The sequence below is a fragment of the Natronococcus pandeyae genome, from assembly GCF_008122205.1.
GTDB lineage: Archaea > Halobacteriota > Halobacteria > Halobacteriales > Natrialbaceae > Natronococcus > Natronococcus pandeyae.
On the sequence record NZ_PHNJ01000021.1, the window covers coordinates 48,160 to 63,870 of the forward strand.

Consider the following 15,711-nt stretch of genomic DNA (forward strand, 5'->3'; position numbering starts at 1 on the left):
TTCGCGCCCTGTATTCATCACCATCCCTGTAACCTATCTCCGATTGAGGATTTCAACAGAGCCAGACAGGACGTTAGTCGTGTGGAGGATGTCAAAAGGATACTCTCAGCACTGGATGGCCGAAACTTCGTACTCGACAACGAAGCGCTCGCACGGCATCGCCCGGCGAGCGCTGGGCTGGTATCGTCAGTTCCGTGAATTGACCTCATGTTCGCCAACATCAACATAGAAAGGTTCTGTGAGGTACTTTAACCACCATTTAGTAGCCATCCAACAAAGCACCTAATTGAGTATCTGGATTTTGACGACATATTCGAGACCACCAGCAATGAGATACAAGGGAACATACACGTAGACAAACGCGAGCATCAGCCCCGCAGCGGAACTATCTCCACCACCAGTTAGCCCACCATACGCCCAAATACTTGCGATAGCCACAAGAAGTATGAATGGAACAAGAAGGTCATAGTGAAGATACAGAAAGAGCGGGAGACCGAACGTCAGTAGCGATGATAGAATAAGGAAGACCACTGTCGGAAGGTCTAATTCGACTGTGAACGGGCCAGTAAGGAGGTGCAGCGTTATGCCACCGAGTATTAGAAGACTCACAAAAATCGAGAGGGATAGTGACTCCCATCCTGACAGCGACGAGAGCTTCATGCTTGACTGTTCACGTAATTCCGTATAGTCGTTACTCAGAAATAGAGTAGTACTTAGATCACTTTGTACGGTCAAGAAACTGAGCGTCGCAAATGCGCTACGGTTTTATGGGGAGGCTCGTTCTGCCGTTCGAACGCATGACTTCTCTGTTGCGGTCGGGCCACGCCAGTAACCGATCACGTAGCAGCTCCCCATCAGCTGTCTTCGGATCATAGCCACCGACTTTGGCGGTGAACGTCAACACAATCCAGCCACCGTAGCCGAGAATAACAGTCACACCAGTCAGTATGACTATCGAGACACACACCCTCACAAGACGCTTTCTGAACCGTATATCCGAAGTATTTGATTCCCCCATTGTTGTCATGAACCTAACTACTATTGGTGGTGTCTAAAAGCTATTGGCACTTCTCTCGATAATACAGTGCTGCATTCGCGCGCTGTATGCAGCACGACTGCTGAAACCTATCACCGATTGAGGGTTTCAACAAGGCCGGAATCTTTGATTTTCGTGATCACGAGAATCGGAGATTCTCGAACGGCTTGACCCCGAGGCAGTGTACGCAAGCAACGAAGGCCAGAGGACGAATCTCCGAAGCTAATATCACTTTGAACCATGATTATAGTCACATGGAACCCACACAATCCCGCCGTAACTTTCTACGTGGTGGTGCAGCGGCGTCTGTGGCGTCGATAGCGGCTCTGGCAGGCTGCATGACGTTTGACGGCGGTTCGTCGCTAGGGGAAGCGAACCCTGCCAACGCCACATCGAACATCGACACGGAGGTTTCAACGGCGATTGACCCGGCGGCTTATGAAGACCGGTTCAGCGAGGTAGTGGACATTACTGACGATCCCTACGGTGCGGACCCGTCGGGAGAGGACCCGATCGATGAGGCGCTCATGTTGGCGTGGGAGGACGATACGTTGATCGTCTTTCCACAGGGGCAGTACAAGATGACTCAGTCGTTCCGTCGGACGGGTTGGCGAGACGTCGGCCTCATCGGTCAAAATGCCGTAATTCGTCACGGTGACGTCGAAACCATCCGCGGCCACACGGTCGACGAGGGAGAGTACCGCGGCGGGACGATGCTCTTTCAGATTGGGACAGCAAACCAACCACATCAAGGCGAGTTGATCTTTGGTGGCTTCGTCTTTGACTGGGCTCGAGAGAACGCGGGAATGCGAGGGCTGTATGCGATGATCGGCGACCGGGCGGAGATTCGGAATATTGCGTTCAACGGCGTGCACGATCTCGGTACTCATGGGAATATGCGAGTCGCGACGATGGCACCAGATGCGTTCGCGCTCGTTGACTCAATCGACATGAGCGGTGGTGGGATGCACTATACGGATACGATCAACACCCGCGAGACTGAGAACTATGATGAGTCGATAAGTGAGGGTGGTTTCGGACAGAGCTGGTCGACGACGGGCATCGCAGGCCACCCGAGTATGTCGGGGACGGCACTCTTCCAAAACGTGATCTGTGGACCGTGGCCGGATAATGGACTGTATGTCCAAGGCGGCGGTCGGCAAATCGTTCGGAACTGTATCGCCTCGAACTCGGGAACGAGCAATATTCGATTCAACCACACTGATGACTGGGAGCCGATCCCAGAAATCGACGAGAACGAAGAGGGCGAACTCACTCGAGATGGACCATATGGGCAATCAACGGTCGAGGGGAGCGTAGTGCTCATCGACCGGATGCCTCCGGGTGTCCACGATGCACAGCGTTCGATCTGGCACTACGCTGGGGAGGGTGTGATCCGTGATTGCAAAATAACGATCGCACATGAGAGTGAGAGCGGTGGGGCAGCGGGCAACTTCGCGATCGGGACGCGGTCAGGAGTAACGGAATCGATAATCGAGAACTGCCGAATATCACTGCTCGAGCCCGCTGACGCGTTCTATTCAGGGACATCGGCGCCTGTGACGCTTCGCGACGTGGATATTGTTGCTGAGGGGTGGGATGCTGGTTCGTCGCCGGCGAGTGTGATGGGCGGGCAGACGCCGTCGCTCGAGAGCGTGACGCTCAACGGATCATCTTAATTTCGTCTCTGACTTGGCGAAACCTCTTTATGGAATAAGATTAAACCATGGAAAAACAAAGATGCCAGGACTCCTTACAAGATCGAACGCCGCTGCTGCACGATTTTTCGCAGTGATAACCTTCTTAGGCGCCTATGTCGCCTTCTCAGTTTACGGACTGCTCTCCGCACTCGTTATTTCACTGTCTGGTGTCGTGCTGTGGGTCCTCAGTGGTGACCCGCACAATCACGGCGCGATACGGCGCGTTTCGGGTGGTATACTCTGGATGATTTTGTTTTTCTTCGGAATTGGAATCGGTGCGTCGTAGCCATTCACAGCTCCGGCCTTGTTGAAACCTTGCTGACAAACATGACTGATGAGTAGTTGGAGGGAAGATGGATGCTCTCCCGAAGTCACGACTCCTTCGATTCGTTGAACGAGCTCTGGTACTGGCCCGCCGTGCTGTGGCACGGTTCTCGACTCGTTATTCACGGAAGCGGTTCACGCTCCGCCAACACGTCGTCCTACTTTGTAAGGAAGACGACCACGTACCGCGATCTCGTTGACGAACTCATGGAGATGGTGACAGTTCACACCTGCTCAGGCTCAGACGACTCGTAGACTTGAATCCAGCCGTCGCTCCTGACTTTGACGAGATACCCGGTGTAGCGAAATTCGACGGCTCCGGTTCCCTGCCGAGATTTCTTGTCATTATTCAAGCCGAAGAACGTTCTTTCAATCCCGGCCACGTCAACAGACTCGTACAATGGCGGGGATTTCACTTCGCTCGGGGAGACATCCTCGGCGTCCGCGAGAGCGAACACAATGGCTGTCGTGAGGCCGCCGTCTCGGTCGGGCTCGTATAGCTGTTGTTCGACTTGCCGCCAGTGAGTGTCGTAGTCGAGCGTCGATTCGTCGTCACTCCCAATTCCGCCATTATCGCTCTTCGTCATCCATATCACTTCGTGCGTGTGTTTCTTGATTGCTGTCGAGACTTGCCCCCATGCCTTCGAGTGCTGCCAAGACTTGGGCAGCGTTCTCCGCGGTTGTGATCGTTTCAGTCACGTCATCGAAGGTGATGATGCTCTCATCAACTAACTTGGGGACATGTGCGTGATAGAGCGAGACGTACACCCGTTCCCGCTGGTCGCTCGTGACCGCATGTTCGGAGATGTCGTTCTCCCAGGCGGCGAGTTTCGTCGCCAGATCGGTCAGCGTCCACCGCGTGTCTTCAAGAAGGGTGTAGCAAAGGTATCGACGCCGAGGATGGTCCAGTGCCTCGTAAACGTGATCTAACTCAAGTATCTCCTGCGGGGGGAGTCGTTCCTCCACTGGTGGGCTCTTCGAACCGGTATCGACTCCCTCCCTCTTAGGCTCGTCAGCCATAGCGCCTCTGAAGAGGCTGGGTGACCACTAAACTCTTCTTTCAGTTACAGAGTGATTGAAACACTTCATCAATTAAGGGTTTCAACAGGGCCACAGCTCCAGGTATACGTGGGAATTGAGTCAGGTGCTCTCCTCGAGGTCACGAGCGGCATGTAAGAGCATTCCTTTCCAGGTGAAGCCGTGCCACTGGCGAGTCTCGTTTAGTTGTTCGTACTGGTCGGTACTCTCTATCTTTGGGGCGTCGAGCTGCCGGTGGGTGTGCATGAGAAGTCCGCGCCAGGTGAGCCCGTGTCGATCCTTGAGATCATCGAGGCGTTGGTATTGCTCAGAAGGGAGCTCAACCGAGACGTAGCGAGTTTTGTCTTCCCCTGGAACCTCAATATTGATCGATTTTGAGTCGTCTTCGTCGGTGTTAGTCGTGTTGCTGTTCTCCATAGTGGCTATCTAGGGATCCATGATTGGGTGTCTGGTATAGCTGTCCTGTGTCTCACAATATACTGATGTTAGTACTCACCTACATAAATCTCCGAGAATCGGATGGAGCTATCAGTTTCTGTAGTAACATGGAATAGATTTATTACTCTGAAGGCAGATTGATCTCACAGAAGCCTCACTAAAAGCGTGTATTTAGATAGGTAATGGATTGGTGGGGCTTTCCAAATACAAATGACTGAAGAAAAAGCAAATGCAGGTACGGATCGAGATCGAACAGTCCTTCAAAACCTCTTTTTGCGGGTCTTGCAGTTGGCCTACGAGAGCCGGTCAGAACTCGAGGACCTCAACAATCAACAGAACGATTCGAGAGGAGCATCGCTTCGACGGCAGTTGCTACCCCCGATTCGGGCGATAATTTTGATGGGTATTGTTTCGCTGATTGCATCGCAGTCGGTTGCGGCACAGGAGGGAACAGATATCTGTGGAGAAGGCTTTGGACTGATGATTTTCGACATTCAGATGATGGCCTGGCAGGTCATCCTTGGGGCGCTGTTTCTCATCTTCATGCTGGGACTCGTTCTGCGTGCAGTGCCGCTGTTTACCGGCTCAACAGCCGTTGGAAGTCTGATGATGATTGGCCCGATCGTGGGTGTGATCGCGTTCATTTTCTTCGTCCAGTTCATCGATATTGCGCTCGGCTACGCTGGAGGGCCCGGTGTCAGTGAGGGCTGCTCGCCGTTTGTCTGAGACCACATATCAATGAGATTTTCTCGAATCATCTTTTTGATCGCGATACTCTGTGCTGCGGGAGCGCTTGCTACTCCTGGAGTCTCTGCTGCAGATGTTGATCACTCGGTGGATGGGGTGGTGCTCCAGACAGAGGGGGACGAAGACGAGAGCGTGTGGGATCCGCCGGAAGACGAGGAAGATGGAGACGCTGAAGACAGTGGTGACGAGGTTGTCGATGCGTCGGGTGATTCGGACGAAGACCCTGGTACTGGCGTCGGCCTCGGTAACGACGAGCCCTCTGCAGAAGAACTCGAGAACATGTCCGACGCGGAGGCCGAGGAACTGCTCGAGGAACAGCGGGACGATGACGGGGTTCTCGGCCAGGCCCGTTCGGTTCTGGGAGACGCGAATCCGGCGAGCAGCGTGATGTCGCCGGCAGATGCTGCTGAAGACGTCTGGGAGCGGCTCACCGAGATGTTCGCAACGGCCATGACGCAGTTCGTCGACGAAGTCTTCAACGAGGCGCTTGGGACGCCGACGATCAACAACGACGGTGCCTTTGGAATCTTCGGAACGCCAGAGGCACTTTCGGAAGGCGAGCAGACACCCTCGCACAAGGAGGCTGGGACGTACGACGCGATTGCGTCAGATAACTACGTGACGGTCTACGAGGAGATCTATCTCGGGCTGATCATGCCGATGGTGGCATCGATCATGTTCCTCATGGCGCTGTTGATGCTGGTCGCGCCAGCGATCACGGCGATCACGCGTCGGAAAGTCGGCTCAATACTCGCTTCGGGGGTGTTCGTCGTCATGATGATTGTCGCGTTGTGGGAGTTCGCGACAGTCATGCATGCGCTGAGTGACGCGGCTACGCAGTTGTTCCTCCCCGAAGGTGACGACATCTTGGACACGGATACGACGACGTACTCGGGCGGCGTTGCGACCGCCTTGATTCTCTATTTCAAGGGGTGGGTCGGAGGCGCTGCCCTCGGGCTAATCCACGCAACTCGTCATGTCCTTCTATTTGTCTACCCAGCTGTGTTGCCGATCTTTTTCCTGTTGGCTTACTGGGGCGGCCACCGTCGGGTGAAGCAGGTTGGTTCGTTCTTCATCTGGCAGTGGTACGGCCTACTCGTGATGAACATCCCGACGGCGATTTTGCTGGCGTTCGCGAACGCTGTCGGCTGGCAGCTGTTCCCCTTCGAGATCCTCAATTTCGTTGCCACGCTTGGGATTTTCGCACTTGCGGTCTTGATTCCGCTGACCGTTAGCGGCTCGTTCTTTCTAATTGGGCTCTCGATGCGTGGGGCTGCAGTCGGGACAGCGTCGTCGGCAGTCTCGAGGTATGCTCCGTCGCCACGACCGGCGTCAGTGTTCGGTGGTGAACGAACGCGGTCGGCAGCTGATCGGCTGAAGCGTGGGGGTGCGAACGCCGGTGCCGCAGCAGCGAGCCGGTCGAAGGCAGCAGCACAACGAGCACAGTCGTCGATCAACTCGAGGCGGCCGATTCGGGCCGACGGTGGTACGTCGAGTTCGTCGACGTCGTCGCGATCGTCCTCGAGTACAACGAAAGGTACCGGGGTTACGCCGGACCAGCGACGGAAGGCGGCAAAGCGCCGGCAGACCGTTCTCGGAACAGGAAGCAGACTGAGCGAGCCCGTCGACAGGCACACCACTACAGAAAATGACCAACAGCAGTAGCACTCAATCGGACAGCGGTATTGACCACAAAGTGATCCACACTGGGACGAGTGATCAGGTCGTCCTCGGGATGAGTAAGATGGAAGTTTTGGCGGCGATCGCGCCACCGGCGGTGATCTGGTTCGTTGGTCGGCAGATGATCGGTGGCCTTCTAGGGACGCTTACGTATACTGTGGCGATTGCCTGGCTTCTGATCGGCTTCGGGTTCATCGTCGCGAAGGATCCCTGGATGACCGCTCGCTTCTACGCAGAGACTGTTCTCCGATCGTTCTCACAGCAACCAATCATGCTCTTCGATAGAAACCCCGATGACTCCGGAATCAAACAGCCAACCAACGACTCGGTTCTGGCGAAGGCGGCTTCAGTGCCGCTTGCGGGACTTCGCTTTCTCTCGGCGGTCCGTGGCCCAGATTCGCCTGAGGAGAAGTCGGACGGTCCGGTGCGAACGCAGGACCTTGTGCAGTACAGAAAGGCCTACCACGGAACGCCGGCAGTCGAGACCGATGAAGGGAACGTTGTTGGGGCAATTCGGGTTTCCCCAGCGAACATGGTCACCTCGAGTGAAGAGGAGTGGCAGCGCCAGTCCCGCTTTTATGCGAAGGTGCTGGATACGGCGGTCAAGGGCAATATCCAGATTGCTGAATACATGCGGATGGTCGACTACACGCCACGGATCGAACGCTACACCCAGCGTGAAGAGGAGATCGTCACGACCGCCGATGGCGAAGCGGCGCCGGGTGAGATCGACTACTCTGAGCTCGAGTTCGGCAAGCAGGTGCTCGCTGATCTCTGCCAGGAACGGGCCGACGTCGTCTCAATGTACGATCTCTCGACGTATACTGTCGATCCGTATCTGATCGTTGAAGTGAGGCCCGGGGACGTCGTTACCGAAGACGACGTCGAGGGCGGTCTCACGTCGATTCCGTTGATCGGTCGCTTCTACACCCACTGGAAGGTTCACCAACTCAAGCAAGATGGCGAGCACATCCCACAGATGATCGAGTTGCTCGAGGATCGGCTCGACGCGATCAGTGACTCGATTCGGCGTCTCGAGGACGTCAGCGGCTATGCGATTCCGAGCGAGGAACTCTCCCAGGTGGCGGCCGATCATTACCAGGCGGCAAACGTCTATGCCCATGCCGACTACACTTCGTTGGTCCGACAGAGTCCGATTCCGACGCCGCAGGTTACTGATGACGGTATTGGGACTGGCGAGGTATCTGATCCAGAGTACGATGTCACCTACGCCCATCTGGACGTCGAGACTGAGCGGGATCCGCGAACGACACTCTCGAGGCGGCACAACCAACTCGCAATCGCTGACCAGCACGCAGCTCATTCGGATGCTCCAGACCCCACGGCACAGTCGGAATCGTCTGAGCGGCCAGAGGCGACGACTGACGGTGGCGTCACGACCGAGCAGCCGGCCGACGACTCGCTGGCCCCGGCAGAGACGCCTGGCAACGCTGAGATTGCGCTCACCGACGAGGAACTCGAGGAGCAGTACATTTCGCTGCTTGCTCCCGAGGAGATCGAGCGCTCCTGGATGAACGGCGGTGGGAACCATCTCCGGATCGACGGCGAGGTCTATGCGGCGACGATGTTCATTTCGAGCTATCCGAAGGACCCACCTCAGGGTTTCCTCGAGCCAATCCTGCTGTTCGACGATGCGGAAGTCCAGACAAACGTTTCGACGCACATCGAGACTGTCGACCAGGACAAGGCCGAACAGGAACTCGAGGACTACGCCGACGCGCTCCGGAAGAAGTACGAGCGGGTCAAGAACTCGCGAGTCGAGATGTTCGCGAGCCGTTATCGGGATGAGGCAGATGAGACGCAGGCGGCACTGGATTCGTATCTGCAGAGTGAACACGACATCTTCGAGGCCCAGACCTACATCGAGGTCCGGTCGTTCAATCCGGACGCGCTGAAACGGGCGATTCGCTCGATCCGAGCAAAGATGTCCGACATGAGTGCGGAGGTCTCCGTCCTGCGGCAGAACCACGACGTCGGCCATCAGACGGTCGCACCGGCCTGCCAGGATCGTGTTGGTCAGAAAGTGAAGGTTCGGTCGGAGGCACTCGCAGCGATGAATCCGTGGACAACGACGAATCTGCACGAGCCCTCTGGTGTGGAGATTGCCGAGAATATGGCGACGAACGAGCCTCTGGCTGTCGACGTTTACAAACGCGACGCGGGGTACAACTGGGTGATCGTCGGCAAGACCGGCGCCGGGAAGACGGTTACCTCGAGTCAGTATCTGTGGCGGTACAAGGTCGATAATCCGGATTCGTTCATCGCAGTGATTGACCCGCTGCAGGAGTTCGCGAACCTTCAGGAAGTTTTCGGCGGTGAGCGGATCGTCGTCGGGTCGACCAACATCAACCCGTTCGACATCAAACCGACGCCAGAAGACAAGCTCGATGCAATTGGGCATTCGGCGCCCTATCGTGAGTGGCTCGACTCCGGGCTCGATTTTCTCGAACTCTACTACAATATGCAGGGGTTCGACTTCTCGCAGTATCGGGCGATCTGGACGAAGGCGATCAAGCGTGCTGGTGAACAGAAGGGAATTACCGAGGATCCAGAGACACACGACGCCGAGTATCGGCGGGAACAAGGTTACGATGGTAAGGCGCCGACGATGGCCGACGATGTCCTCGAGATTATCAACGACATGTCGAGCGACGGTGCTGCGTATGTTGAGGATTCCTCGAACGAGAGCCAGGTAAAAGATCGCGAGGAGAAGGCGACGACGGTGATCAACAACCACGTCGAGCCGTTCCGTGACGGTGGTCACCTCGAGCATCTCGCTCACGAGACCGAGGTTGATCTCTCAGATACGGACTTCGTCTACGCTGACCTGCAGCTGAAGGAGGGTGACGAAGAGGGCGGCGGGCTCATGATGCACCTTCTGCTGGACCTGCTGTACAACGAGGTCAAGTCACGGCCGGAACCGGGGACGATCTTCTGTGACGAGTTCCACTACTTGCTTCGCGACGATATGACGGTGAAGTCGCTGTCGCAGAAATATCGTCACCATCGCCACTGGGATCTCTCGATTGGCGCCGGTACGCAGTCACACAAGGACTTCTTCGGGACGGACGGTGAAGGCAATGTTCACCTTACGGATAATGCGGAAGTGATGCTCGAGCTCTCCTCGATGGAGATCTACCAGTACGTCGAAGGCATGAACGAAGAGTGGGGTAAGCGCCTCGGACTCTCGAGGGATGAGGCCGAGCTGATCGACAACCTCCAGAAAGGGAATCTGGCCGATGGATTCTCCGAGGTGCTGCTTCGGGTTGACGACGAAGGGTGCTATCCTGGTCGTGTTCGGATGGATCACGATCAGAATCCGCGTGAGGCAGTTGCGTTGATGTACGATCCCTCCGAGCACGGCGAGGATTACGCATCGTATCTGGAGCAGTACGACGATGTCTGCGAGTGGAGGTGGTCCTGATGGGTCTCGGGAATCGGGCTGTATGTGCGACCAAGCAGAAGCTCGGTCTTGGAGATGGTTACGAGGCCCTCGAGGTCACACCAGAGTTAGCTGAGCAGCTGTATGGAGAGTTGCCCGAGCGAAAGTCGATCGCCGTCCAGCCGAGCAAGGACGGCGGCGGACCGAAGGACGCGATCGATCTGCTGACGGCCGTCCATAATCCTGGTCGTAGTGGTTTGTTTGGGTCGGCCGAAGGTCCGACGCATTCCTTCGAAATGCGCTACATCAACGGGTTAGTCGGATTCCAGTGGGTCATGGCGACGACGGAGGCCCAAAAGCAGATGCAGCGCCAGCTCGAGACGTTCTATCCCGACGCTCACATTGATGTCTCCGAGCACGATCGACCCGCGTTGTTGCCACTCGAGGAAGGGCGCTATGTCGCAGGCGCGTACTTGCGGCTTCGAAAGCGTTCGGATGGGAAGCATCTGTACCCAATCAAGCACATGGATATCGAGGGCTTCGAGAACGACCCCTACGGCTCGATTACGGCCGAGATGATTGGTGAACGCGAGTCTGATACTGAGACTGATTTATCGGTGCAAACGATCTTCGAGCCGGCGCCGGCCGACTGGTGGAAAGGTGGGTTGCTCTCGTCGTCGATCGATGACATTGCGGATGAGCTCAAGAGTCCACGGAAGGACGAGTCGTTTGTCCACGCGTTGAAATACGAGCTGTTTCCTGAGAAGTTCGAGATCGTCGGCGAGGAACGCGAGGCATCAAACAAGGACAAACAGGCGTCGAATATCGTTCGTGAGCAACGCGGTGAGAAGGGCTTCCGGATGAACCTACGGATTGTTGGTGTCTCGGATGATCCCGATTCGGCGGTCCAACGGGTGGCGGAGACGGCCCAGCAGTTTGATGGCTACTACGAGAGCAAGACCGAGCAAGGCTTTGAGGTCGTTCCGCTGTACGACAAGCCGCTGTTAGCTGAGCTGAAGCGAGCCTATGGTCGCACCCGTGCGGATCGGAAGATGATCATGGGCGTTCGCGGCGCCGCGGGGCTGATCCACATTCCCAACGACGACATCAACACGCAGGACGTCGATTGGTCGCTCACGTCCCACGCCGGCGACGTCCCTGCGAACGCGCCGCGCTTCTCCGAGTTCCACAACGTCGAGACCGTTCCATGGGAGAAGGGTGTTCGGTCGGGTGACCTCGAGGGTGCTGATTGCTGGGAATACGATATTCCAGCGACGTGGATCGATCCGGCTGAATACGACGGTTGGAGTCCCGACGCCGATCGCCAAGAGCCCGGCGGCGATCGCGAATTAGACGACCACGATTCCGAGCGAGAACAGGAGGTGTCCGTATAAATGAGCCTACCTTTTGGCGACGACGGCGAACCAGTTGAAGAACTCGAGAAGTTTGGCGCTCGGATCGAAGGCGAAGACGATCCGAGCGATCCGATTCTTATCAACAACAAAGAATGGGCTATTGAGAGGTACGACCCGGTCGAGGAGGAGATCGAGACCTACGCTGGCGCGTGGCCTCGGGCAATGATCGAGAACGCGCAGGCAGAACCCCGGCAACCGCTGTGGATCGGCGTCTCGGAGAGTTCCGGTCGCGAGGTGCCGGTCGAGTTCGATCGGCTCTTCCGGCACGTCTTCTACGGCGGTTCGACAGGGACTGGGAAGACGACGAAGATGTACAACGACGCCGTCGCGCTCATGTACGGCGGCCACGGCGTCACGATCATCGATCCAAAGGGCGACGACATCTACGACCTGCTTCGGCGGGTCCCGAAGGAACGCTGGGATGATGTGATCTACATCGCTCCTGGCGACGACTTCCTGGACAAGTCGGTCGGCTTCAACCTCTTCGAGACCTACCACGACCCCGACGAAACCGGATTCAACGAGGAGATCGAGGGGATCGTCGACGACTTCAAGGAGTTGCTTCGGGCCGGGGACTTCTGGGGCAACCGGATGGACCGCGTCATGAAGACGATGGTCCGCGGGATGATCCGCCATGAGTTCGAGTTCACACCGCTCGAGCTGTACTATGCGCTTTTGGACGAAGAGAACCGCAAGCAGTATGCGGATTTGATTGCATCGGCTGATGACGACGACATCGCGTTCATCGAGGTCTACACCCGGCAGATCGCCGACCACCTCACTGAACAGGAACTCGACGCACTGGTGGGTCGCTTGAAGGATTGGGTAGAGAATCCGATTACCCGGCAGATCCTCGCCCAGCGTGAGTCCGACGTCTCGATCGCCGAGGCGGTCAACGAGGGGAAGATCATTATCTGCAAAAACGATCTTCCCGGGGAGGCAAAACGGATGGTTGCGACGGCAGTCATGCGGCGCGTCTGGACCTGTGTGAACGACCGGATCAACCCCTCAGAGAAGAAGGTTCGCGAGCTTGCGGGGGTGAACACCTCCGGTGGGGACTATAACCCATACTTCTTAATGATCGACGAGTGTGACGATGTTCTCACTGAGGCCTCCCAGATCGACAAGATGCTCACGAAGGCCCGCTCGAAGAAGCTTGGATTGCTGTTGGCGACGCAGACGCTGCATCAGTTGGATGCTGAGGCCCAGCAGGCGATCCTCTCGAACTGCAATACGCTCGTGTCGTTGAATCCGCTGCTGCCAGACGAGGCTCGAGCGCTCTCGGATCGCTTCGGCGGGAAGGATCCACGAGACTTGACACAGATTCCAGACTACCACGCTCAGACGAAACTGCGCCACGAAGATGACTCGTTCATGGCGAAGCTGACGCCGCCATACCCACCGTTGCACTCGATCGAGGAAGCGTTCGAGTTGATACAGCAGTCGACGGAACGCTACGGGATCGAGCGACAGTCCGGTCGGGAGGTACTCGACAACCTATTCTTCGCTGGGACTGGAGAGTCGGACGCAGCCGACGCAGTTGGCCGGGAGAACACGTCGAGTGGTGTTGCTGAACCAATGGATGTCGACGACGTCGAAGCTGCTCAGACAGCGCTCAAGGCGATCTACGACGAGACGATTCGGGCCGAGTCGAAGTCGGTCGACACACCCGATGCCGAGAGAGCTGTAACGGATGCGACCGGTCTCGAGTACACGCAAGCATCGAACATCGTCGAGCGCCTCGAAGCAGCTGGTGCGCTTGAACAGCGGAGTACGAGTGAGGGACTGGAGGTCTTTGTTACACCCGAGGGGCGTGGTCAGATCGGCCTCGAGACTGGATCTGGTGGTTCCGGTGGGAAGAGCAAGCATCGCCATATGCTTCGAGAGGTCTACGAGTGGGGGACACGCACCGGATACGAAATGAAATTGCCGACGCAGGATGGTGACGAACTGCCAGACGCGGTCGGCGAGATCCCGCCGACGATCGTTCCTGACGGTGATCTCTCGGAGGATGAGTACGAGCAGATCGTTCGGTCGCGCCTCGAGAGCGACTACCCTGAGCTTCTCGGGCTTTCGGGGACGGAGACGCTGTACATCGAAGCTGAGTCAAAGGGGCTCTCGAAGCCCGGTGGGCCGATCAAGAACGCAGCAAAAGCGCCGAGTCCTGAGCAGTTGTTGTTTGTTGTTGGCGACGGTGGCGATGATGGGCTCACGAAGAACGCCGAGCGTCTGGCGTCGATCTTCGGTGCCGACGGCAGCGATCCGTTCGTGTCGATCCGGACGCCGTCGGATGTTGCTCGGAAGTTCTACACACGTGGGCAGCTCGAGATGATGGGCGATTCGGAGACCGAGAAGCTCGCGTTGGTTCCCGGTGACGCTTCGATCGAGTGGGTCGAACTCGAGAGTGGCGCAATCGTCTGTCGTGACCGGGATACCGATGCGGTCTATCTTCGGTTTGAGGGTGCTGAGGAGTACAGAGAGCGCGAGCCAACCGACGCGCCTGCGACCGTCCACTACAATCCCGAAGACAGCAACTACGTCGTCGAGCGCGATGGCGATGTTGAACGAAAGTACGGCGCAAAGGGGCTGGTTGCCGAGGATTGGACCCGGATCTACGAGCCGGTCGTCCCCGAAGTGATCTTCCGCGAGCACGGCCATGAGTCAGTTCCGGAGCCCGACGCGTTCCGGATCGCTATCGTGCCGAACGACGATCGTGATCTTGCAGGAGAATCCGAGTTGCTCATGTTCGACGTCGGTAGCGGAGAGGCAGTTCCGATCGACACTTGGTTGGACGGGTCGACCAACGGTGTTACCACCGAGCCAGCGGATCCCGAATCGGAGTCTGAGGCGGAGTTCGAATCGGAGAGCGATGATGTGACGGATAGAGACGACGGTGATGAGAGTTCGCCGGACGCGGTGCCTCTCCGGGAACCCGAAGAACCCGTGCCTGCGCCCGAGGTACCGGAGCAACGGCCGAGCCCCGAGCGTGAATCTGGTGCTGCTGGAGATAGCGACGAAGAGGAAGAGAGCGAGACCGATAATCCCTTCAACTCAATCTAGACATACAACAGTTCGCAAGGCACGCTATTCCATAAGGGGACGATGCGGATCAACCGGTACATGGAGCATACGAACCTAACGCGCTTACTTCCATCAGCTAATGGAGATTTTGATAGAGCCGTGCTGAATAGACAGCGCGGGCCACGTTTAGACGCTGCTCAGTTGCCGTCTCAACCGGGATTATGTGCGGTTGAGTGAGGAAGCGGCGAGTATGCCGTCTCAACTCGCCCAATTTACCGACCGATGTGTCGATTTGTCCCAGAACGCTGTCATTGGCGAGCCAGCGCCGGCGATCGAGAAGGGAAACGGAGGCTACGCTGACTGGGTAATCGTCTCGATTCACTGCCTCAGAGAGTATCTGAACCAGCCCTACCGCCGGTTACTCGATATCTTGTACGAGATGCCCGGAATCGCCGCTAAACTCGGGCTTTCTGTGGATCAGCTACCGGATTTCACCACCGTCTGCACACGGAAACAAGATCTCAAAATGCGGATCTGGCGGGTGTTGCTGCGGCTGTCTGTCTCACTGCACGAACTCGGCGACGTTCAGGCGATTGACGCAACCGGCTTCAAACGCCATCAAGCCAGTCGTCACTACGTTCTTCGTGTCGGCTACAACTTTGACGACATCAAGACGACGGCGCTCGTCGATTGCGAGACCAGCGTCATCCTCGATATCCATTGCTCGATGAAACAGCCGCACGATACACAAGTTGGACGGCAGGTACTGACGAGAAATCTGGCACAGCTAACCACGATCACCGCCGACAAAAGCTACGACTGGGACGCGCTCCGGCACGAACTCAAAGACGCTGGCATCCGCCCGGTAATCAAACATCGTGAGTTCTACGGACTTGACAAAGCGCACAA

Annotated in this window: 12 protein-coding genes and 2 pseudogenes; 9 read left to right on the plus strand and 5 right to left on the minus strand. The window is 56.9% G+C overall.

Translation table 11 applies throughout. The features are described from left to right. Positions 1–91: 91 nt before the first annotated feature. Positions 92–252: pseudogene (locus tag CV102_RS23760) on the plus strand (IS5/IS1182 family transposase); the annotation flags it as partial. A 30-nt stretch (positions 253–282) separates the two neighbouring features. Here the strand turns inward: CV102_RS23760 and CV102_RS23765 are convergent. Both CV102_RS23765 and CV102_RS23770 read right to left on the minus strand, forming a co-directional pair. After that, positions 283–660, minus strand: a complete 378-nt coding sequence (locus tag CV102_RS23765) for a hypothetical protein (protein WP_148860490.1) — start codon at positions 658–660, stop codon at positions 283–285. Positions 661–757: 97 nt separating this feature from the next. Then, on the minus strand, positions 758–1,027 hold the full coding sequence (locus CV102_RS23770; RefSeq protein WP_148860491.1) for a hypothetical protein: 270 nt from the start codon (positions 1,025–1,027) through the stop codon (positions 758–760). A gap of 263 nt (positions 1,028–1,290) precedes the next feature. Here CV102_RS23770 and CV102_RS23775 point away from each other — a divergent pair, with 263 nt between their 5' ends. Continuing rightward, complete coding sequence (locus CV102_RS23775; protein ID WP_233710805.1) at positions 1,291–2,715, plus strand: hypothetical protein; 1,425 nt, start codon at positions 1,291–1,293, stop codon at positions 2,713–2,715. Between the two features lie 374 nt (positions 2,716–3,089). Continuing rightward, positions 3,090–3,291 (plus strand): annotated as a pseudogene (locus CV102_RS23780) (IS5/IS1182 family transposase); the annotation flags it as partial. Here CV102_RS23780 and CV102_RS23785 read toward each other — a convergent pair. The 3 genes from CV102_RS23785 to CV102_RS23795 all read right to left on the minus strand — a co-directional run bounded on the left by CV102_RS23785 (position 3,285) and on the right by CV102_RS23795 (position 4,515). Continuing rightward, positions 3,285–3,647, minus strand: a complete 363-nt coding sequence (locus tag CV102_RS23785; RefSeq protein ID WP_148860492.1) for a HalOD1 output domain-containing protein — start codon at positions 3,645–3,647, stop codon at positions 3,285–3,287. The pseudogene CV102_RS23780 and the gene CV102_RS23785 sit on opposite strands and share 7 nt — an antisense overlap. Then, complete coding sequence (locus tag CV102_RS23790) at positions 3,631–4,080, minus strand: DUF7344 domain-containing protein (RefSeq protein WP_148860493.1); 450 nt, start codon at positions 4,078–4,080, stop codon at positions 3,631–3,633. The genes CV102_RS23785 and CV102_RS23790 overlap by 17 nt, the downstream gene beginning before the upstream one ends. A 120-nt stretch (positions 4,081–4,200) precedes the next feature. After that, complete coding sequence (locus CV102_RS23795) at positions 4,201–4,515, minus strand: hypothetical protein (protein ID WP_148860494.1); 315 nt, start codon at positions 4,513–4,515, stop codon at positions 4,201–4,203. A gap of 231 nt (positions 4,516–4,746) precedes the next feature. On the opposite strand from CV102_RS23795, the gene CV102_RS23800 reads away from it, so the two are divergent. The 6 genes from CV102_RS23800 to CV102_RS23825 all read left to right on the plus strand — a co-directional run. Continuing rightward, the gene (locus CV102_RS23800) at positions 4,747–5,262 is read left to right on the plus strand and encodes a hypothetical protein (protein WP_148860495.1); all 516 of its coding nucleotides are present in this window, start codon (positions 4,747–4,749) and stop codon (positions 5,260–5,262) included. Between the two features lie 120 nt (positions 5,263–5,382). Then, the gene (locus CV102_RS23805; RefSeq protein ID WP_233710806.1) at positions 5,383–6,948 is read left to right on the plus strand and encodes a hypothetical protein; all 1,566 of its coding nucleotides are present in this window, start codon (positions 5,383–5,385) and stop codon (positions 6,946–6,948) included. A 70-nt stretch (positions 6,949–7,018) separates the two neighbouring features. Continuing rightward, positions 7,019–10,408 (plus strand): VirB4 family type IV secretion system protein, encoded by a 3,390-nt coding sequence (locus CV102_RS23810; protein WP_233710807.1) that lies wholly within the window; start codon positions 7,019–7,021, stop codon positions 10,406–10,408. Continuing rightward, complete coding sequence (locus CV102_RS23815; RefSeq protein ID WP_148860497.1) at positions 10,408–11,760, plus strand: hypothetical protein; 1,353 nt, start codon at positions 10,408–10,410, stop codon at positions 11,758–11,760. The genes CV102_RS23810 and CV102_RS23815 overlap by 1 nt, the downstream gene beginning before the upstream one ends. Further along, the gene (locus tag CV102_RS23820; protein ID WP_148860498.1) at positions 11,761–14,841 is read left to right on the plus strand and encodes a type IV secretory system conjugative DNA transfer family protein; all 3,081 of its coding nucleotides are present in this window, start codon (positions 11,761–11,763) and stop codon (positions 14,839–14,841) included. A 211-nt stretch (positions 14,842–15,052) separates the two neighbouring features. Then, positions 15,053–15,711, plus strand: a 659-nt coding sequence (locus CV102_RS23825) for an IS5 family transposase (protein ID WP_148860499.1), incomplete at its 3' end; no start/stop codon positions are given.